We start from the raw sequence: 19,150 nt of genomic DNA on the forward strand, positions 1-19,150 counted from the left end.
GACCAGCGGCTGTTCAGCGGCTGGCGGGCGCGGCCTCTACGCGGACCTCGGCACGATTGCCGGACGTCCGGGTGAACCGCCACCGGGTGACCGCACCCAGGGCGTCCAGCAGGGTGCGGTCGTGGGTGACGATCAGCAGGGTGCCGGCGAATCCGGCCAGCGCTTCCTGCAACTGGTCGATGGCGGCGGCGTCCAGGTGGTTGGTCGGTTCGTCCAGGACGACGACGTTGACCGACCGGCCCTGCAGCAGCGCCAGGGCGGCCCGGGTGCGCTCGCCCAGCGACAGGCTGTCGCAGGACCGCTCGACGTGCTCGGCGCCCAGCCCGAACTTCGCCAGCAGGGTGCGGACGCCGGCAGCACCGGTGGTGCCCAGCGCGGCCGCCACGGCGTCCAGCAGCCGCTCCGAGCCACCGATCTCGCCGCGGGCCTGACCGAGGGTGCCGAGCGCCACCCGGGTGCCCCAGCTCACCCTCCCGACCTCAGCGGGACGACAGCCGAGGATCGCCTCCAGCACGGTGGTCTTGCCCGAACCGTTGTCGCCGAGCAGCGCCACCCGCTCACCGCGGACCACCTGTGCGCTGATCGGGCCGACCACGAAATCACCGTTCCGGGCGACCACCCGGTCGAGGGTGAGCACCACGTCCGACGACGGCGCGGCCTCGGCGATCGTGTACCGCAGCTGCCACTCCTTGCGGGGCTGCTCGACCTCCTCGAGGCGTTCGGCGGCGTCCCGGACGCGGGCGGCGCGCTGGTCCATCCGGCGGGCCCGGTCCTCTTTGGCCTTCTTCTCCAGCTTCATGCCGGGTCCGAGTCTCGCCGCTTTGGCGCGTCCGGTCCGGGCCCATTCGGTCTTGCGGCGGGCCTGTTCGACGAGCGCGTCTCGGGTGTCGGTGTACTCGGCGTAGGCGGCCTCGGCCTGCTCGCGAGCCAACTGCTTGGCGGCCCGGTAGTCGCTCCAGCCGCCGGTGTAGTGGTTCACCTGCTGCTGGGCCTCGTCGAGCTCGAGCACCGAGGTCGCCACGGCGTCCAGGAATGCCCGGTCGTGCGAGGCGATCAGCACCGGTGCGCGCAGCGAGGCGACGAAGTCGGTCAGCGCGGCAAGCCCGCGGGCGTCCAGGTTGTTGGTCGGTTCGTCCAGCAACAGGACGTCGTAGCGGCTGACCAGAATGGACGCCAGCGCGGCCCGGGCGGCCTGACCGCCGGACAGCGAGCCGAGCGGCCGGTCGAGCTCGGCGTACAACTCGAGGTCGGCCATCACCTCGGCCAGCCGGACGTCCAGGTCGGCCCCGCCCAATGCCAGCCAGTTGGCCAGGGCGCGGTCGTAGCGTTCGGCGGCGTCCGGAGAGACGGGCGTTCGCGCTGCCGACGAGTAACCGGACGACGGCTCGTCGCCGAGGCGTGCGGACTCCGTCCCATCACCGGCCAGTGCGGCGGCCGCCGCCTCGAAGGAGTCCTGGGCCGGCCCCACGCCGGTGCGCCGCCGAGCGTAGTCAAGGATCGTCTCGTCCGGCGCGGGCGGCTGCTGCGGCAGGTAGCCCAGGGTGGCGTCCGGCGGCGCGAACCGGATGGTGCCGGCGTCCGGGCTATGCAGGCCGGCGACAATCCGCAGCAGGGTGGTCTTGCCGGCGCCGTTCGGGCCGACCAGTGCGGTGACGTCCCCGGGCGTCAGCCGGAGGTCGAGCCCGGCGAACAGCGGACGGGCGCCGAAGGATGCGGCGACGCCGGAAAGGAAGAGTGATGCGGACATGAGAGAACCTCGATCGCTTGGGTGAGCAGGGCGAGAGGGTCAGATCCACATGGGCACCAGGGTGCCCCAGCCCCGCCGGGGAATCAACTCGGACAGTGCGCCAACTGCCGCCGGTCAGCTGCCGCGCGAGGAGACGAGCGTTATGAAGACGGCTCCGACCGCGCCTGGCCCAGCGCGCGCCGAAACGAGCGTTATCGGGGTCGCGTCACGTCGGCAGAACGCTCGTTTCCGCGCGGGGAGTCCTTCAGCCCACGGAGACCCGGTGATAACGCGAACTTCTCGGCGCGCATCCCTCGACGACCGCGAACTTGAATGAGTGAGCACTCACTCATACACTCGTGCCTCGTGAGCAGAGCACATCCGATGAACCCGGACGAGCGGCGGCGGGCGCTGATCGACGCCACCCGTCCGCTGCTCCTCGAGCACGGGCTGACCATCACCACCCGGCAGATCGCCGAGTGCGCCGACGTCGCCGAGGGGACGATCTTCCGCGCCTTCGGCACCAAGCAGAACCTGATCGAGGCCGTGGTGGAGGACTGTTTCGCGCCCGGACCGGTGATCGCCGCGATCGACGACATTCCCGCCGAGTTCGGCTTGGAGGACTCGGTGACCTGGATGGTCCAGATCCTGCAGGGCCGGATCCAGCAGGTTCGCTCGCTGATGGCGGCGATCAGCCCGGGACGGCCGCACGGCACCCGTCCGAAACCGCCGCATCGCGACTTCCACAAGGCGATCGACGAGGCACTGTCCCGGATCCTGGGCCGCTTCGACGACGAACTCACCGTCGGCACCCCGACCGCCTGCTGGGCGATCTCGGCGATGGCGTTCGCCGCTGTGATGCCGCTCGCCGACCATCCGGACGCCGCCGACCCGCGTCAGCTCGCCCGGCTCATCCTGCACGGCATCGCCGTCGACCCCACCACCGCCCAACCCAGTGAGGACACCCCATGCTGATCCGCATCCTGCGTGACTATCTGCGGCCCTACTACGGGCAATTGGCGCTGGTCATCGTCCTGCAATTGGCCGCCAACGCCGCCGCGCTCTACCTGCCCACCCTGAATGCCCGGATCGTCGACGACGGTATCGCCACCGGCGACACCGGGCTGATCCTGAGCCTGGGCGCCGTGATGCTCGGGGTCACCGTGATCCAGATGGCGGCCCAGATCGCCGCGGTCTGGTTCGGCGCCCGCTCGGCGATGGCGTTCGGACGCGACCTGCGCGCCGCGATCTTCGCCCGCACCCTCGACTTCTCGGCCCGCGAGGTCGCCAAATTCGGCGCCCCGAGCCTGATCACCCGGACCACCAACGACGTCCAGCAGATTCAACAGCTGGTGATGATGACGGCGTTCATGATCGTCGCCGCCCCGATCATGATGGTCGGCGGCATCATCATGGCCTTCCGCGAGGACCCGGGCCTGACCTGGACGATCGCCGTCGCGGTGGTCATCCTCGGCGTCCTGATCGGCGTCATCGTCCAGCAGATGATGCCGCTGTTCGCCACCCAGCAGGTGCGCATCGACACCATCAACCGGGTGCTGCGCGAGCAGATCTCGGGCCTGCGGGTGATCCGGGCGTTCATCGCCGAGCCGCGCGAGACCGATCGGTTCGCGGTGGCCAACGCCGAACTCACCGAGACCGCCACCAAGGTCGGCCGCCGGATGATGACGCTGTTCCCCACCGTGTTCTTCGTGATGAACGTGTCCACCATCGGCGTCACCTGGTTCGGAGCCTTCCGGGTCGCCGAGGGACACATGCAGACCGGTCAGCTGCTGGCCTTCATCCAGTACCTGATGACCATCCTGATGAGCGTGATGATGGCCACGATGATGCTGATGATCGCACCGCGCGCGGTGGTCAGCGCCCGCCGGATCGCCGAGGTGCTGGACACCGAGTCCTCGGTCGTGCCGCCGGCCAACCCGGTCCGCGCGGTGACCGCGCACGGCCGGGTCGAGCTGCGGGACGTCGAGTTCAAGTACCCCGGCGCCGAACAGCCGGTGCTGACCGGCATCGACCTGGTCGTCCGGCCCGGCGAGACCACCGCCATCGTCGGCTCCACCGGCGCCGGCAAGACCACCCTGGTCAGCCTGATCCCGCGGCTGTTCGACGTGACGCAGGGACGCGTCGAGGTGGACGGCGTGGACGTCCGCGAACTCGATCCCGATCTGCTCTGGTCGCGGATCGGGCTGGTGCCGCAGAAGCCGTACCTGTTCAGCGGCACCGTGGCGTCCAACCTGCGTTACGGCAAGCCGGACGCCACCGACGACGAGCTCTGGGCGGCGCTGCGGACCGCGCAGGCGGACGACTTCGTCAAGGCGATGCCGAAGCAGCTGGACGCGCCGATCGCCCAGGGCGGCACCAACGTCTCCGGCGGCCAGCGGCAGCGGCTCTCGATCGCCCGGGCGCTGGTCAAGAAGCCCGACATCTACGTCTTCGACGACTCGTTCTCGGCTCTCGACGTGGTCACCGACGCCCGGCTGCGGGCGGCGCTGGACCGTGAGACGGCCGAGGCCGGCGTCCTGATCGTGGCGCAGCGGGTGTCCACCATCCGCGAAGCCGAAACCATCGTGGTGCTCGACGACGGGCGGATCGTGGGCGAGGGCACCCACGACGAACTGCTCGAGACCTGCCCCACCTACGCCGAGATCGTGGCGTCCCAGTTCAAGGCCGAGGAGGCAGCAGCATGAGCCAGCAGGCACCGAATGCGGCACGGACGTCGAACCCGCGCTCCGAGCACGCCGCGCAGCAGCGCCGCGGGATGGGTCACGGCCCGATGCAGGGCCTCGGATCGTCGGAGAAGGCGGTCAGCTTCGGCACGTCGTCCAAGCGGCTGCTCGGCATGATGCGGCCCGAGCGGAACCTGATCATCTTCGTGGTGGTCATCTCGGCGCTGGCCACCCTCGGCAACGCCTTCGGACCGGCGATCCTGGCCCGGGCGACCGACCTGATCTTCGCCGGCGCGATGGGCGGAGGCATCGACTTCGCGGCACTGGGCACGGTGATCCTCGAGGCGCTGGTGGTCTACCTAGTCGCGGGCGTGGTGCTGTGGTTCGCCAGCTTCCTGATCAACGACATCGTCCAGCGGACCGTGTACCGGATGCGCGAGCAGGTCTCGGACAAGCTGCACCGGCTGCCGATCACCTACTTCGACGGCCAGCCGCGCGGCGAGCTGCTCAGCCGGGTGACCAACGACATCGACAACATCGCCCAGTCGCTGCAGCAGACGCTGGCCCAGATGCTGACCAACATCTTCACCGTGCTCGGCGTGCTGGCGGTGATGCTGTGGTTGTCGCCGCCGCTGGCGCTGGTCGTCCTGTTGGCGGTGCCGCTGACCGCGCTGGTCACCACCCAGGTGATGAAGCGCTCGCAGCGCCGGTTCGCCGACATGTGGCGCTCGACCGGTGAGCTCAACGGCCGGGTCGAGGAGGCGTTCACCGGGCATTCGCTGGTGAAGGTGTTCGGACGCCAGCGCGAGGTGGCGGCCGGCTTCGCCGCCAAGAACTCCGAGATGTACGAGTCGTCGTTCCGGGCGCAGTTCATCAGCGGCATCATCATGCCGGCGGTGTTCTTCATCGGGAACCTGAGCTACGTGGCGATCGCGGTGATCGGCGGCATCTGGGTGGCGGCCGGCACCATGACGCTGGGCGGCGTGCAGGCGTTCATCCAGTACGCGCGGATGTTCACCCAGCCGATCACCCAGCTGGCGTCGATGACCAACCTGTTGCAGTCCGGGGTGGCCTCGGCCGAGCGGGTCTTCGAGGTGCTGGACGCCACCGAGCAGTCCCTCGATCGCACCGCGTCCCTGCCCCAGCCGCTGCGCGGGCGAGTCGCGTTCGAGCACGTCGCGTTCAGCTACGATCCGGAGAAACCCCTGATCAGCGACCTATCGCTGGTCGCCGAGCCGGGTTCGACGGTGGCCATCGTCGGACCCACCGGGGCCGGCAAGACCACCCTGGTGAACCTGCTGATGCGGTTCTACGACACCGACGCCGGACGGATCGCCATCGACGGCGTGGACATCGCCGACGTCCCGCGCCGCGAACTGCGAGCCAACATCGGCATGGTGCTGCAGGACGCCTGGCTGTTCGGCGGCACCATCAGGGACAACATCGCCTACGGGCGTCCGGACGCGACCGAGGACGAGATCCGGGCCGCCGCCGAGGCGACCTACGTCGATCGGTTCGTGCACTCGCTGCCGGACGGCTACGACACCGTGATCGACGACGAGGGCTCCAACGTGTCGGCCGGCGAGAAGCAGCTGATCACCATCGCCCGGGCCTTCCTGTCCGACCCGGCGATCCTGATCCTGGACGAGGCGACCTCGTCGGTGGACACCCGCACCGAACTGCTGGTGCAGAACGCGATGAACGCACTGCGCGGCGGCCGGACGTCCTTCGTGATCGCCCACCGCCTCTCCACCATCCGCGACGCCGACATCATCCTGGTGATGGAGGACGGCGCCATCGTCGAGCAGGGTTCGCACGACGAACTGCTGCGCCACGACGGGGCCTACCACCGGCTGTACCGCTCCCAGTTCGCCGGTGGCCTGGACTCCGACGAGGAAGCTGCGGCGTAGCGCTGGTTCAACCTGTCGCGGTACGCGGGGACGGTTCTTTTCGGTCCACTCCGGTACGTGGGGGACGGTTCTTTTCGTTCCATTTTGGTACGTGAGGGACGGTTCTTTCGGTCCACTTCGGTACGCGGGGACGGTTCTTTTCGTTCCATTTTGGAACGAAAAGAACCGTCCCCGTCGTTCCATCGGTGGTCGCGACTGCTCTGCCCAACACCCTGGTAGCGATCTCGACATCGCCGTCCGCTGCAGGGAAACCTCGCCGATGTCGTGTAGCAACTCGAAATCGGACGGTTTTCCCACCATCGGTGGGCGATCTCGACATCGCGCACGCCCCGGACCGGCGGCGTCCGAACGGGAGATGGCTCCGACCAGGAGATGGCGGCTCCGACCGGGAGATAGGGTCGCCGGGTGATCAGGGTGGTGGGTGCGGCGATCGTGCGCCATGGCTGCGTGCTGGCCGCCCGGCGCAGCTACCCGGCGGCCGAAGCCGGGCGCTGGGAGTTTCCCGGCGGCAAGGTCGATGACGGCGAAACACCAGCGGATGCCCTGGTCCGAGAGATCGGCGAGGAACTGGGCTGCGCGATCCGGGTGGACCGCTGGCTGCCGGACGCCGTCCGCGGCATCGATCGGGGGCGCGAGTTGGAGCTGCGAGTCGCGGTGTGTTCGCTGACCGACGGTGAGCCGTCCGGCATCGAACACGACGCGCTGCGCTGGCTCGCACCCGAGGAACTGGACGACGTCGACTGGCTTGAACCCGATCGTCCGTTCCTGCCCGGACTACGCGAGATGCTGCTCGACGGGGAGCCTCTACCGGGTGGGAACGTGGGTGGCGCCGTCCGGATCGGGGCGACGGTGCGGCGTCCGACCGGTCCGTGGACGCCGGCCGTCCACGCCCTGCTCAGCCATCTCGCCAAGACCAACCTGTCGGCCGTCCCACGGGTGCACGGCATCGACGCCCGCGGACGCGAGATCCTCGACTACCTGCCCGGCCAGGTCATCGATGTGGACGCCGACGTGCTCACCGATGCGCAGCTGGCGGCCCTGGGGCGTTGGCTGCGCGCCCTGCACGAGGCGTCCGCGGGCTTTGACCACCCCGGCCCGTGGCGGTTCTTCGGGGTGGACGCGCCGAGCCTGATCACCCACAACGACGTCGCCCCGTACAACGTCGCCTTCGCCGGAGACGAGGTGGCCGGCGTCTTCGACTGGGACCTGGCCGGGCCGTCCACGCCGGTGCACGATCTCGGACACACCGCGTGGACGGCGATCCCGTTCTTCCGCCCGATACCCGAGGCGGAGGCCGCCCGGCGGCTGGGAACCTTCGCCGACGCTTACGGCACCGACCCGCTCACCGTGCTGGACGCCGTTCGGCCCCGGGTGCAGCTGGCCATCGATGGGATCCGGGAAGCGGTCCGGCGTGGTGACGAGGGCATGGCCAACCTGGCGGCCACCGGCGAGCCGGAGCGCACCGAGCGGGCGCTGGCCGGCTTCCTGGCCCGCCAGCCCTCACTCCGCGCTCGCCTGATTGTTGGTGGCTCGTCGAGCTCAGCGACCCCCCAATAGTCAGGCGAGCGGTTGGGGGTCAGGCGGTGAGTGGGGCCACCAGCTCCAGGGTGCGGACGGCGGCCGTCCGGTCGACCGCGGAGGACACCAGGATCAGCTCGTCTGCGTCGGCGTGGACGGCGAAGCGGCGCAGCCAGTCCCGTACCTGGGAGCCGGTGCCGACGCCGGTGTAGCGCAGCATATGGTCGACCTGGGCACCGCCGGGGCCCTCCAGCAGCAGCTCGACGTCTTCGTCGCTGAGCGTCCGGCCGCGTCCCAGGAAGGTCTTCACCCGGGCCCGGCGCGTCAGCTCGAACAACCGCCGCGCCTCGTCCTCGGTATCGGCGGCGATCACTCCGGCGCCGGCGATCACGTACGGCTCGCTCAGCTGTTCGGACGGCTGGAAGTCACGCCGGTAGGTGGCGATCGCCTGCTCCAGGGCGTCCGGTGCGAAGTGCGACGCGAACGCGTACGGCAGGCCGAGCGCGGCCGCCAGTTGGGCGCCGAACAGCGACGAGCCGAGGATGAACAGCGGCACCTTCGTGCCGGCACCGGGCGTGGCGGCCACTCCGGCGATGATCGATTCGCCCAGGAAACCCTGCAGTTCCTGGACGTCGGACGGGAAGGTGTCCGCGGCGCCGGGGGTACGCCGCAGCGCCCGCACGGTGGTCTGGTCGGTGCCGGGCGCCCGGCCCAGGCCGAGATCGATCCGACCCGGGTGCAACTCGGCGAGGGTGCCGAACTGCTCGGCGATCACCAGCGGTGCGTGGTTGGGCAGCATCACGCCGCCCGCGCCCAGCCGGATGGACGAGGTGTGCGCCGCGACGTGGGCGATCAGCACCGCCGTCGCCGAGGACGCGATGGTCGGCATGTTGTGGTGCTCGGCGTACCACACCCGTCGGTATCCCCAGCGTTCGGCGTTGCGTGCCAGCGCGATCGTCGCGGTCAAGCCGTCAGCGACGGACTCACCCGGCAGCACCTGGGCCAGGTCCAGAATGGACAACGGGACATCGCGGGAGTCGGTCTCGGTCACGACCTCAACAACGGCGTCCGGGCCGGCGAACATTCCCCCGGGAACGCCGATCAATCGGGTCCCGGCCGCGACCCACCGGCGAGCGACCGATCTCTCTCGTGCGGCGAATGACCACCGGTCGCAGACCCGGGTCCGTCAGCTGGCGACCGATTCGAGTGCTGCTCCGCCTCAGATGCCTCAGACCGATCCCGAATCGGTCGCCAGTTGACGCCTCTCGCCGGACCCGGATCGGCTCGTGGGTGAGGTCCGGGCCACCTGGGGCCGATAGCGATCCGGATCGGGCCGGATCAGACCTGCCCGATCCGGATCCTTATTCAATCCCGACTTGGCCCAATAGGGTTGACCCATGGCGGTGGTCGACCTCAACGCCGATCTCGGTGAGTCCTTCGGTTCCTGGCGCCTCGGCGACGACGAGGCGATGCTCGACATCGTCACCAGCGCCAATGTCGCCTGCGGATTCCACGCCGGCGACCCGCTCACCCTGCAGCGCACCTGCGCGCTCGCGGCGAGCCGCGGCGTCAGGATCGGGGCACAGGTCTCCTACCGTGACCTGGCCGGTTTCGGACGCCGCTTCCTCGACTGCTCCGCCGACGAACTGCGGGCCGACGTGCTGTACCAACTCGGCGGGCTGCAGGCGATGTGCACCGCCGGCGGGACCGCGCTCGCCTACGTCAAGCCGCACGGCGCGCTCTACAACACCGTCGTGCACCACGAGGCGCACGCCCAGGCGGTCGTGTCCGCGATCACCGCCTTCGACCCGAGCCTGCCGTTGCTCGGGCTGCCCGGCGCCGTCGTGCTGGACGTCGCACGGACGGCCGGGCTGCGCACGGTCGCCGAAGCCTTCGTCGACCGCGGCTACACCGCCGAGGGCACCCTGGTGCCGCGCGGCCGGCCGGGTGATCTGATCGCCGACCACGAGGCCGCCGCCGAGCGGGCGCTGCGGATGGTCACCGACGGCGTGGTCACCGCGGTGGACGGCAGCGAGGTTCCGCTCAGACCGGAATCGCTGTGCACCCACGGCGATTCGCCGGGCGCGGTCGCGATGGCCCGGCGGGTCCGCGAGTTGCTGGCGGCGTCCGGCGTCGAGGTGAAGGCCTTCGCCTGATGGACGGCCGGCTGCTGCCCTGCGGCGAACGCGCGGTGCTGATCGAGGTCGCCGACCTGCAGGCCGTTCTCGCGCTGCAGGCCACCCTCGCCGGGCTTGCCGGACGCGGTGACTTCGCAGCCGTGACCGATGTGGTGCCGGCGGCAACCACGGTGCTGCTGATGCTGGCGGATCCAGCCGCGCTCCCCCGCGTCCGGACGGCGGTGACTGCCGTGCTGGCCGGCCTGGACGGTGCCCCGACCACGGCGGACACCGCGGAACCGGTCGAGATCGACGTGGTCTACGACGGCGAGGACCTCGACGAGGTCGCCCGGCTCACCGGGCTGTCTGCGGCCGAGGCGATCGCCGCGCACACCGGGAGCGACTGGCGGGTGGCGTTCGGCGGGTTCGCCCCCGGGTTCAGCTACCTGACCGGCGGCGACCCGCGGCTCGAAGTTCCTCGCCGCGCCGAGCCGCGGACCACCGTCCCGGCCGGCGCGGTCGGGTTGGCCGGGCCGTTCAGCGGTATCTATCCGCGGCCCTCACCCGGCGGCTGGCAGTTGATCGGACGGACCGGCGCCGCCCTGTGGGACGCCGACCGAGAACCGCCCGCGCTACTGCAGCCGGGCGCCCGGGTGCGATTCCGAGCGATCGACGGGCCGACCGCGGACACCAGCGGTCTCGACAGATCGGTGGTTGAGCGTGTCGAAACCACTCTTGTCCGGGGGCTCGAGGTGCTGGCCACCGGGCCGTTGCTGCTGATCGTGGACGAGGGACGTCCGGGGTATGCCGCGATGGGGGTGGGACGCTCCGGCGCCGCCGACCGGATCGCGTACCGGCTGGGCGGACGCCTGGTCGGTAACCCTGCCGGGCTGGCCGCCCTGGAGATCACCTTCGGCGGCCTGCGGCTGCGGGCCCGGACGACCTGCCTGGTCGCGCTGACCGGAGCCGACTGCGCGGCCACGGTGGACGGCCGTGCCGTCACCCACGCCGGCCCGGTCTACCTGCGCACCGGCCAGGAACTCCGGTTGGGCACACCGCGGACCGGCCTGCGGACCTATCTTTCGGTGGCCGGCGGTTTCGACCTGCCGGTGGTGCTCGGTTCGGCCAGCACCGACATGCTGTCCGGGGTCGGTCCGGCGCTGCCGAACGTCGGTGACCTGCTGCCGACCGGAGCGCCTCCCGCCACTCCACCAGGCCTCGACTCGGCACCCCGCACGCCGGCCACCGACGCGGAGATCCTCCTCGACGTGCTGCCCGGCCCGCGCGCCGACTGGCTCGCCGACCCGGGGGCCCTGGGCAGCCAAGGCTGGCAGGTCTCCGAGCGCAGCGACCGGGTCGGCGTCCGGCTCACCGGGGACCCGCTGCACCGGCACCCGTCGAAGGCCGGACGCGAATTGCCGTCCGAGCCGATGGTGCGCGGCTCGATCCAGGTGCCACCTGAGGGCCGCCCGGTGATCTTCGGCGTGGACGGCCCGGTCACCGGCGGCTACCCGGTGGTCGGCGTGCTGACCGAGGCGTCCTGCGACGCCGTCGCCCAGGCCCGGCCGGGTGACCGGATCCGGTTCCGCAGCAGCGGCTCCCGGCGGATCCCGTAGCCAGCCGTCGATATCGGGCTGACCAAAGGTTCCGACCAGCTCAACCACCGGGGTTTCGACGAGCTCAACCAACGACCCAGGGGTTCCGACCAGCCCAACCACCGGGGGTTTCGACGAGCTCAACCGACGAGCATGCTCAATCAGCGGACCGGCACCCGCAGCCGTCCGGCCAACGCCTCGGCGATCGGACGGGCCGGCTGCCGGGTGATCTGCTGCACGGTGTCGGTGCTGAGGTCGGCGACGCCGGCCCGCAGCGCGCCGAACACCCGCACCACATTGTCGACGTACCAGGACGGCAGGCCCATGCCGGTGAAGGCGGCGCGGGCGGCGTCGTCCGGCACCGGCACGAACGGGATCTCGCGGTCCACCAGTTCGGACAGCACCGACGCCACCCCATCGAAGTCCAGCACGGCCGGACCGGTCAGCGTCAGCACCCCCTGCCAGTGCGGGTCGAACAGCACGGCCGCCGCGACGGACGCGACGTCGTCGGGGTCGATGAACGAGATCCGGGCCCCGGACGCCGGCACAGCCAGCACGGTGCCGTCGAAGCCGGCGAGCGCGGTGGTGGCGTAGGTGGTCGGACGCAGGCTCACCCAGTCCAGCCCCGAGCCGGCGAGCCGGTACTCGATGGCGGCGTGCGCCGCCCAGAAGGCGACCTCGGAGGCCGGGTCGGCACCGTGCGCGGACAGTTTCACGATCCGGCTGACGCCGGCGACGCGGGCGGCGTCGATCACCGCCATCTCCCAGGCGACCTGGTCGGGATGGTTCGGGGCGGCCAGGAATACCTGCCGGACGCCGCGCATCGCCGCGGCGATCGAGTCGGTGTCGGCGAGGTCGCCGGCCGCCAACTCGACCACCTCGGGCAGTACGTCCCGCGCTCGCTCAGGGTCGCGTACCAACGCCCGCACCGGCTCGCCGGCGGCGCTCAGGTAGCTGGCCAGGGTGCGGCCGACGGTTCCGGTGGCCGCTGTGATCAGGATGGTCATGATGAGATTCCTCCTCGGAATGGATGGGTTGACGGGGTCGCCGGCGACCGGGCAGCCAGTGGTGGCGCAGCCACCAGAGCAGCATCAGTGCGCTGACGATCAGGTTGAAGGTGTGCATCGCCCAGACCGGGCCCGGCGGCAGGGTGACCACGTAGAGGGTCTGCGCCAGGTTGCCTGCGTTGGCGATGATCAGGTTGGCCGGGCTGTACGACGACAGGTCGCGGGTGCGGTGCGCCCGGACCAGCATCGGCAGCGCCGAGCCGACGAACAACAGGGTCGCCACGGTGCCGGCGATGGCACCGATGACGGTGAAGGGCACCATGACGACCCTCCTCTCGGTTCAGGCGGGGGACATCGCCCCCGGGTAGGGCGGAATGTTGCGGTTGAAGCGGAACAGATTGCTCGGATCCCAGTGCCTCTTGAGCGCTTGCAGCCGTCGCCATTCGGGTTCTGAGAAGGCGGTATGCATCCGGCGGGAGCCGTCGGCGCCCTCCAGGAAGTTGACGTAGCCGGCGCCGTCGGCGAACGGGGCGACCCGGCGGGCCACCACGTCCAGGGCTGCGGCGGCGCCCTGTGGCCCGCCCGGCGGGAAGGCCACTGCGGCCGCGTTGAGCGAGAACTGTGCGCCCGTCCGGTTCATCGGGCTGAGCTGGTCGGACGGCACCCGCAGCGCCCCGCCGAGGTGGCGGAACTCGACGAACAGGACGCCCGAATCCGGGGTCTGGGCGGCGGCGATCTGCTCGATCAGCGAGCCGGTCAGGTCGGGCAGCAGCGCGCTGTGCAGCAGCACCGGCAGCGGATCCACCGGTTCGGTGCTGATCTGGTCGAGGTCGAGGGCCGGCATCCGGCGCACGTGGTCGACCAGTGGCGTCCCGAGCGCATGCCGCAGGTCGCGAACGGCGGCCACCCCCGGGCCCAGATCGGCGCCCGAGTAGCAGACCCGGATGCAGGCGAACGATCGGCCGCGGAGTTCCTCGGGCAGCGCCGGAAGCGGCGGGAAGTTCACCAGCGCCGCCGACGAGGCGATCTCGTCGGGCTGTTCCCGGGCCCACTCGGCATAGCCGCTGAGCACGCCGACGGCGTCGGCGAGCGGGTAGTAGAGCGCCCCGCCGTAGACCACGTCCAGCTCGACCAGGCGCAGTTCGAGGGCGGTGACGATGCCCAGATTGCCGGCGCTGCCGCGGAGCCCCCAGAACAGCCCCGGGTGATGGGACGCGTCCACGGTGATCAGTTCGCCCGCGGCGGTGACCAGCTCGGCCGAGATGATCGACTGGCTGGCGAAGCCGAAGTGCCGGCCGAGCCAGCCGAACCCGCCACCCAGGCTGTAGCCGACGACACCGACGTGCGAGTTGGACCCCTGGAGGCCGATCAGGCCGTGCTGGGCCGCGCGCTCATTCAGTTCGCGCCAGCTCACCCCGGCCTGCACCCGGGCCGTCCGGCTGACCGGGTCGACGATCAGGCCGCGCATCGCCGAGGTGTTCACCAGCATGCCGCCGGCGACGGCCACCCCGGTGCCGTGCCCGGTGGCCATCACCCCGACGCCGAGGCCATCGGCGCGCGCCCGGCGAACCGCCTGGACGACATGTTCGGGCCGGGTGGCCATCGCCACCACCGCCGGGGCATGACTGCCCAGCAGGTTCCAGGCGGTGACGGCCTGCAGATAGTCGGCGTCGCCGGGGTAGAGAAAGCGGACGTCGTCGAGACCCGGATCGGGGGAATAGTGCCGCTCTTCGAGGTTCGGCGCGATGCTCATCGGAGCCTCCTGGTTAGGTGGGGCGACTCGTTGTCGCCGCTGCCCTTCCAGGGTCGCGTTCGGGGCGCCGCCAGACATGGGCGTCGATCGCCCAGTTCAGGGTGGTGCGCTACCCATCTGTGGAAGGAGGCGGCCGCCTAGGGAAGTGCTGATCGATGCCGTTCCGAGCGAGGACGTGCCCGGCGAGATGAGCGACGGCGCCCAGATCTTGTGGGCGTATCGGGTCATCCGGCGCAAGAGCTGGGGGTCGTCGATCGCTCGCCGGGTGCGCCGGGGAAATCGGTACTACACCCCAAGGGCTCGCAGCGCGGCGGCCAGTTCGCGGCGGCGTCCGACCCCGAGTTTGGCCAGCCCGGCCGAGACATGGTGGTCGACGGTGCGCACCGACAGGAACAACCGCTCGGCGATCTCGCCGTTGGTGAGTCCCTCCGCGGCCAGCCGGACGACGTCCAGCTGCCGGTCGGTGAGGCCGACCGGGTTGGACCGGGTGCGCCGCGACGGCCCGCGCGGCACAGCGCGGACCCCCTGCTCAGTGAGCCGTCGGCGGATCAGCGCGGCGGTCGCGGTGGCCCCCAGCAGATCGAGGGTGCGCAGCGCGTCCAACTGGGCGGCGGCGTCGCCGTGCTCGGCCGCCTCCACCGCCTGCTCGTAGGGGTCGAGTGCCAGCCACGGATCGCCGCCGGGCACCGGCGCGGGCACCTCCAGTCCGCACCGGACCGCATAGCTGCGCAACTCGGCGTCGATCGGCTCGGCCATCGGACGAGCGGCGTGCGGCCGCCAGCCGTCCATCACCTCGGCGGCGACGTCCGGGCGCTCGTTGAGCCAGGCCCATTCGATCAGCGCGCCGCCGGCCGTCGCGTACCCGATCAGCAGCCGCAGCCGCAGCGTCAGCTCCCAGCAGCGACGCAGCATCGGCTCGGCCCGCGGATCGCCGGCGCGGGCCAGCAGCCGGGCGTACGGGGCGAGCGAATAGACCAGCAGCATGCCGGGTTCGGGGTCGCGGGTAACGGTGCGTTCCAGCTCGTCGCTGGCGGACGCCCAGTCGCCGCGGCGCTGCGCCAGCAAGGCCTCGTGCACCTCCAGGTTGTAGGCGTGCGACCAGAATCCGTGTTCCCGGACGAAGTCGAGGCCCTCGGCCAGCACCTCGGCCAGTTCGTCGGCCCGGACGTAGCGATAGAGGGCTTCGGCGAGATTGGTATAGGCGCGGGCGGCCGCCTCGAACGCGCTCTCGGCCAGCGCCGAGGCGAGGCTCTGCCGGGCGAGTCCGAGCCGCTCCTCGGCGTCCAGCCCCGGCTCGCTCAACGCCAGATAGTTCAGGCACAGCGAGTCGGTGCCGGGCAGGGCACCCGCGCCGACCAGCGCCCGGGCCTCGTGCAGCAAGTGGGGGGCGAGCGACACGCCGGTCAGCGCGAAGTGGGCGCCGAGCGCGCCGAGCGCCGCGGCCCGGGTTTCGGCGTCGCCGCCCTCGGTCAGCACGAACGCCCGCTCGGCACAGTCCCGGGCCTCGTCGACCTCGCCGGCCATCAGCAACTCGCGGGCCAGCCGGCGCAGCGCCGCCGCCTCTTCGACGACCTCACCCAGCTGCGCCCACAGCTGCGCCGCCCGCCGGCCGAGCGCGACCGCCTCGTCGAAGCGGTGCGCGATGTGCAGCACCCAGGCGTAGCTGCCGCACACCTGCGCGATCTGCCGTGGCTCCATCAGCCGTTCGTGGTCGAGGGCGGCGGCGAAGTAGGCGACCGCCTGCCGGTTGGCGCCGACCCGGGCGGAATACTCGCCCGCTCCCGGCGCGTGCCGGACGATCACCTCGCCGTCCCCGCACCGGATGGCGTGGTGCAGCAGCCGCGGCAGCTCGCCGGGCAGCCCGCTGAGCACCCCCACCAGGTGCCGGTCGATGGCCCGTCGGCGGAGCACCGGCAGACTCTGCTCGGTGGCCCGGCGGGCCAGTTCGTGGCGGAACCGGACGCCGTCCGGACCCGCGGTGACCAGGCCGAACGCCTCGGCCTCGGCCAGCCCGTCCAAGTCGTCGCCGAGCACCGCCTCGGCCAGTTCGTGGGGCAGTTCCCCCGACCACACCGACAGGTGTTGCAGCGCCCGCTGGCAGGCCTCGCCGGTGCGGTGCAGCCGGGCCAGGACCGCGTCCGTCACCGTGTACGGCACCCCGGCCCCCGGCGATCCGGCCAGCGCCTCGGTGACGTAGAACGGGTTGCCGCCGCTCACCGCCAGCAGTTCGTCGGTGTCCCAGAGCCGGTCGCCGTTCAGGCTCGCGACCGCGTCCCGGCTCAGCGGCGCCAGGTCGATCCGCAGGGTGTCCGGGTCGGCAGCCCGCCGAGGAAGCGGCGCAGCGCCGACGAGGAGGAGTCCTCCGGCCGCAGCGAGCAGACCAGCAGCGTCCGCAGCCGGTCGCGACGGCGGCACAGGTAGGCCAGCACGTCGAGGGTGGCGTCGTCGGCCCAGTGCAGGTCCTCGATGACCAGCACGGCCGGCCGGCCGTGCGCCAGCGACTCCGACAGTCCCGCGAGGACCCCCGGCACGTCACCGCCCGCCAGGGCGGCGTCCAGCCCGGCGCCGGCGGACAGGCTGCCGGGACGGCCCCGCACGGCCTCCCGGATCGGCCCCAGCGGATGCGCGGCGACCAGGTTGTCGCACCAGCCGCGAAGCACCCGCGAGCCGTCCGGCAGCGCGCTCAGGAACGAGTCCAGCAGAGTGCTCTTGCCGATCCCGGCCTCACCGGCGACGATCGCCACGCCGCCCTCGCCCTGCCACAGCCGTTCGGCCGCCGAGGTCAGCAGGGCCAGTTCGGCGGCGCGCTCGAGCATCGGACGCTCAGCCCACGCGCTGGCGCACGCTGTCGAGCACCTGCCCACGCAGTTCGGCCGGGCCGGTGTTGAGCAGGGCGACGATCTCGTTGCTGACCAGCTGGGCCCAGGAGTACACCGCGCTGTATCGCCAGGCGCGGCCGTCCAGTTCCCGTTCCAGCTGGCCCTTCTTCGCCAGCCGGTCCATCACGGTCATCACCGTGGTGTAGGCCAGGTTCCGGTCGTCGGCCAAGGCGGCTTGGACGTCGCGAACGGACAGTGCCGTGGGACTCGTCCACAGCACATCCATCACGGCCTGCTCAAGCTCGCCGAACACGGGCATGCACGTATCCTATGCCCCTACCGAGGCTCTACGACGGGTTGTAGTAGATATCGTGTCCGGATCGCGAACGCCGCCGCGGCCCGCCGGTCCGCACTTTGTCGCACAGACTCACCCGGATCGAACCGCCACCGATGATGACCGAGTACATTGCCCAGCATGGACCCGGTCACTATCGCGCGGTGGCAGTTCGGCATCACCACCGTCTACCACTGGTTCTTCGTACCTATCACCCTGGCACTGTCGTTCATCGTCGCGATCTTCCAGACCCTGTGGCTGCGCTCCGGCGACGACAAGTACCTGAGGCTGACGAAGTTCTACGGAAAGCTGTTCCTGATCAACTTCGCGATGGGCGTGGTGACCGGCATCGTCCAGGAGTTCCAGTTCGGGATGAACTGGAGCGAGTACTCGCGCTTCGTCGGGGACGTCTTCGGCGCCCCGCTGGCGCTGGAGGCGCTGGTCGCGTTCTTCATGGAGTCGGTGTTCCTCGGCCTGTGGATCTTCGGCTGGGACCGGCTGCCGAAGAAGATCCACGCCGGCTGCATCTGGATGGTCGCGATCGGCACCAACCTGAGCGCAGTCTTCATCCTGGCGGCGAACTCGTTCATGCAGAACCCGCAGGGGGCGGTCTACAACCCGGCCACCGACCGGGCCGAGATGGCCGACTTCGGCGCCGTGCTGACCAATCCGGTGATGCTGTGGGCGCTGCCGCACACCCTGATGGCGTCCTGGCTGACCGCGGCCGGCCTGGTCGCGGCGATCTCCGGCTGGCACCTGTCCAAGCTGAACCGGGCGGCCAAGGCGTCCGTCGTTTCCGAGCCGGACGCCGATGACGCGTCCGAGCCGGCGGCCAAGCCCGACAACAGCGAGGCAGCGCACCGGTTCGCCGCCACCTTCGCCGCGATCGCAATGATGGTCTCCGGGGTCGGCCTGGTGATCACCGGCGACGAGTCCGGCAAGATCATGACCCAGGTGCAGCCGATGAAGATGGCCGCCGCCGAGGCCCTCTACGAGACCGCCGGTGGCGACGGCAGTGGCGCGCCGTTCTCGATCCTGACCATCGGCACCCTGGACGGCTCCCGCCCGCTGTTCGCCATCGAGGTGCCGAACGTGCTGTCCTTCCTGGCCACCGGCACCTGGGACGGCAAGGTGCAGGGCATCAACGAGCTCAAGGCGGCGCACGCCGAGGGCCAGCTGGTCGACCCGTCCAACGAGCTGCAGCAGGCCTACGCCGAGCACATGCGGGGCTGGGGGGTCGAGACGGCGACCCCGATCATCCCGGTCACCTACTGGAGCTTCCGGCTGATGATCGGCCTGGGCATGGCGGCGATCGGCGTCGCGGTGCTGGTGCTGTGGTTCCTGCGCAAGGGCAAGCTGCCGCCCAACCACATCATCTGGACGCTGCTGATGGTCGCCATGACGCTCGGGCCGCTGTTCGCCAACTCGTTCGGCTGGATCTTCACCGAGATGGGACGCCAGCCGTGGCTGGTCTCCGGGGTGCTGCCCACCATGGCGGGGATATCCCCCGGGGTGACCGCCACCGAGATGCTGATCAGCGTGATCGGCTACACGCTGTTGTACGGTGCACTGGCGGTCGTCGAGGTCGGCCTCATGCTCAAGTACATCAAGCTCGGCCTGCCCGAGGTGGAACCGGTGAAACAGATCACCGATGACGACGACGTCTTGTCCTTCGCCTACTGAGATC

The 19,150-nt window shown here is 70.8% G+C and carries 15 protein-coding genes; 7 read left to right on the forward strand and 8 right to left on the reverse strand.

Translation table 11 applies throughout. The annotated features are described in order from the left end of the window. Nucleotides 1–13 precede the first annotated feature (13 nt). Complete coding sequence (locus tag QM711_RS16855) at nt 14–1,747, reverse strand: ABC-F family ATP-binding cassette domain-containing protein (RefSeq protein ID WP_415101444.1); 1,734 nt, start codon at nt 1,745–1,747, stop codon at nt 14–16. Between the two features lie 345 nt (nt 1,748–2,092). On the opposite strand from QM711_RS16855, the gene QM711_RS16860 reads away from it, so the two are divergent. The 4 genes from QM711_RS16860 to QM711_RS16875 all read left to right on the forward strand — a co-directional run bounded on the left by QM711_RS16860 (nt 2,093) and on the right by QM711_RS16875 (nt 7,877). Further along, the gene (locus QM711_RS16860) at nt 2,093–2,701 is read left to right on the forward strand and encodes a TetR/AcrR family transcriptional regulator (protein WP_415101446.1); all 609 of its coding nucleotides are present in this window, start codon (nt 2,093–2,095) and stop codon (nt 2,699–2,701) included. Then, entirely contained in the window at nt 2,695–4,431 is a 1,737-nt protein-coding gene (locus QM711_RS16865) for an ABC transporter ATP-binding protein (protein WP_415101448.1), read from the forward strand. Before QM711_RS16860 ends, QM711_RS16865 begins: the two co-directional genes overlap by 7 nt. Then, nucleotides 4,428–6,320, forward strand: coding sequence for an ABC transporter ATP-binding protein (locus QM711_RS16870; RefSeq protein ID WP_415101449.1), 1,893 nt, complete (start codon nt 4,428–4,430; stop codon nt 6,318–6,320). Before QM711_RS16865 ends, QM711_RS16870 begins: the two co-directional genes overlap by 4 nt. 405 nt (nt 6,321–6,725) lie before the next feature. After that, entirely contained in the window at nt 6,726–7,877 is a 1,152-nt protein-coding gene (locus tag QM711_RS16875; RefSeq protein ID WP_415101451.1) for an NUDIX domain-containing protein, read from the forward strand. Nucleotides 7,878–7,896: 19 nt separating this feature from the next. Here QM711_RS16875 and QM711_RS16880 read toward each other — a convergent pair whose 3' ends face one another. Next, entirely contained in the window at nt 7,897–8,889 is a 993-nt protein-coding gene (locus QM711_RS16880) for an LLM class flavin-dependent oxidoreductase (RefSeq protein ID WP_415101453.1), read from the reverse strand. A 346-nt stretch (nt 8,890–9,235) separates the two neighbouring features. Between QM711_RS16880 and QM711_RS16885 the strand changes: the two genes are divergently transcribed. Both QM711_RS16885 and QM711_RS16890 read left to right on the forward strand, forming a co-directional pair. Further along, a complete protein-coding gene (locus QM711_RS16885; protein ID WP_415101455.1) occupies nt 9,236–9,994 on the forward strand; it encodes a LamB/YcsF family protein in 759 nt (252 codons plus the stop codon). Further along, complete coding sequence (locus QM711_RS16890; RefSeq protein ID WP_415101457.1) at nt 9,994–11,571, forward strand: 5-oxoprolinase/urea amidolyase family protein; 1,578 nt, start codon at nt 9,994–9,996, stop codon at nt 11,569–11,571. Before QM711_RS16885 ends, QM711_RS16890 begins: the two co-directional genes overlap by 1 nt. Nucleotides 11,572–11,711: 140 nt before the next feature. Here QM711_RS16890 and QM711_RS16895 read toward each other — a convergent pair whose 3' ends face one another. The 6 genes from QM711_RS16895 to QM711_RS16920 all read right to left on the reverse strand — a co-directional run bounded on the left by QM711_RS16895 (nt 11,712) and on the right by QM711_RS16920 (nt 17,448). Then, nucleotides 11,712–12,557, reverse strand: coding sequence for an NAD(P)H-binding protein (locus QM711_RS16895; RefSeq protein ID WP_415101459.1), 846 nt, complete (start codon nt 12,555–12,557; stop codon nt 11,712–11,714). Further along, nucleotides 12,454–12,879 (reverse strand): hypothetical protein, encoded by a 426-nt coding sequence (locus tag QM711_RS16900; protein ID WP_415101461.1) that lies wholly within the window; start codon nt 12,877–12,879, stop codon nt 12,454–12,456. The genes QM711_RS16895 and QM711_RS16900 overlap by 104 nt, the downstream gene beginning before the upstream one ends. 18 nt (nt 12,880–12,897) lie before the next feature. Next, nucleotides 12,898–14,310 (reverse strand): FAD-binding oxidoreductase, encoded by a 1,413-nt coding sequence (locus QM711_RS16905; protein WP_415101463.1) that lies wholly within the window; start codon nt 14,308–14,310, stop codon nt 12,898–12,900. Between the two features lie 285 nt (nt 14,311–14,595). After that, nucleotides 14,596–16,008, reverse strand: a complete 1,413-nt coding sequence (locus QM711_RS16910; RefSeq protein ID WP_415102294.1) for a LuxR C-terminal-related transcriptional regulator — start codon at nt 16,006–16,008, stop codon at nt 14,596–14,598. Between the two features lie 581 nt (nt 16,009–16,589). Next, nucleotides 16,590–17,126: an ATP-binding protein gene (locus tag QM711_RS16915; protein ID WP_415101465.1), complete on the reverse strand. Its 537-nt coding sequence runs from the start codon at nt 17,124–17,126 to the stop codon at nt 16,590–16,592. Between the two features lie 7 nt (nt 17,127–17,133). After that, on the reverse strand, nt 17,134–17,448 hold the full coding sequence (locus QM711_RS16920) for a BlaI/MecI/CopY family transcriptional regulator (protein WP_415101467.1): 315 nt from the start codon (nt 17,446–17,448) through the stop codon (nt 17,134–17,136). Between the two features lie 156 nt (nt 17,449–17,604). Here QM711_RS16920 and QM711_RS16925 point away from each other — a divergent pair, with 156 nt between their 5' ends. Beyond that, nucleotides 17,605–19,146, forward strand: coding sequence for a cytochrome ubiquinol oxidase subunit I (locus QM711_RS16925; protein ID WP_415101469.1), 1,542 nt, complete (start codon nt 17,605–17,607; stop codon nt 19,144–19,146). The last annotated feature ends 4 nt before the right edge of the window (nt 19,147–19,150 follow it).

Origin of the sequence: Micropruina sp. (assembly GCF_047602385.1) — a bacterium.
In the GTDB taxonomy this organism is placed as follows: Bacteria; Actinomycetota; Actinomycetes; order Propionibacteriales; family Propionibacteriaceae; genus Micropruina.

Coding starts and splice junctions, on each gene's coding strand:
- QM711_RS16855 (WP_415101444.1), bottom strand. CDS start 1,747: ATGTCCGCATCACTCTTCCTTTCCGGCGTCGCCGCATCCTTCGGCGCC.
- QM711_RS16865 (WP_415101448.1), top strand. CDS start 2,695: ATGCTGATCCGCATCCTGCGTGACTATCTGCGGCCCTACTACGGGCAA.
- QM711_RS16870 (WP_415101449.1), top strand. CDS start 4,428: ATGAGCCAGCAGGCACCGAATGCGGCACGGACGTCGAACCCGCGCTCC.
- QM711_RS16885 (WP_415101455.1), top strand. CDS start 9,236: ATGGCGGTGGTCGACCTCAACGCCGATCTCGGTGAGTCCTTCGGTTCC.
- QM711_RS16890 (WP_415101457.1), top strand. CDS start 9,994: ATGGACGGCCGGCTGCTGCCCTGCGGCGAACGCGCGGTGCTGATCGAG.
- QM711_RS16895 (WP_415101459.1), bottom strand. CDS start 12,557: ATGACCATCCTGATCACAGCGGCCACCGGAACCGTCGGCCGCACCCTG.
- QM711_RS16900 (WP_415101461.1), bottom strand. CDS start 12,879: ATGGTGCCCTTCACCGTCATCGGTGCCATCGCCGGCACCGTGGCGACC.
- QM711_RS16905 (WP_415101463.1), bottom strand. CDS start 14,310: ATGAGCATCGCGCCGAACCTCGAAGAGCGGCACTATTCCCCCGATCCG.
- QM711_RS16910 (WP_415102294.1), bottom strand. CDS start 16,008: ATGGAGCCACGGCAGATCGCGCAGGTGTGCGGCAGCTACGCCTGGGTG.
- QM711_RS16915 (WP_415101465.1), bottom strand. CDS start 17,126: ATGCTCGAGCGCGCCGCCGAACTGGCCCTGCTGACCTCGGCGGCCGAA.
- QM711_RS16920 (WP_415101467.1), bottom strand. CDS start 17,448: ATGCCCGTGTTCGGCGAGCTTGAGCAGGCCGTGATGGATGTGCTGTGG.
- QM711_RS16925 (WP_415101469.1), top strand. CDS start 17,605: ATGGACCCGGTCACTATCGCGCGGTGGCAGTTCGGCATCACCACCGTC.